Source organism: Azonexus caeni, from assembly GCF_048146105.1.
In the GTDB taxonomy this organism is placed as follows: domain Bacteria; phylum Pseudomonadota; class Gammaproteobacteria; order Burkholderiales; family Rhodocyclaceae; genus Azonexus; species Azonexus aromaticus_B.
The window spans coordinates 1-375 of the sequence record NZ_JBKJAD010000072.1 but is presented as its reverse complement, the minus strand read 5'-3'; the positions used below and the strand labels follow the sequence as shown (position 1 = coordinate 375).

1 protein-coding gene is annotated in these 375 nt (G+C 62.9%); it reads right to left on the bottom strand.

Annotated elements, in window-relative coordinates; all coding sequences use genetic code 11:
- Positions 1-375: Ig-like domain-containing protein (locus tag ACLIIZ_RS21120; protein ID WP_416695681.1), on the bottom strand; the 375-nt coding region annotated here is incomplete at both ends.

The window sequence follows — 375 nt, the reverse complement described above, 5'->3', positions numbered from 1 at the left end:
GTGTACGTCACTTGCGGCACCGAACCGTTCCAGTTCGCCACCGGCGTAAAGGTGTATTCGCCGTCGCTGCCAATCGTCAGCTTGCCGATGTTCGCCAGCGTCACCGTCTCGCCCGCATTCACCGTCGAGCCATTCACCGTGAAGCTCGCCACCGTCAGCGTGTCGTCAACGTCGCTGTCGTTCGCCAGTACGTTCCCGCTCGCCACCGAGTCTTCAAACACCGTCTTCGTGTCAGCGGCCAGAACGCTCGGGTCGTTGACCGGCGTCACACCGATCGTCACCGTCGACGTCGCCGTTCCGCCGTTGCCGTCGTCGATCGTCACCGTGAAGCTGTCAGTTCCGTTGTAGTCCGGGCCCGGGACATAGGTCCAGGTG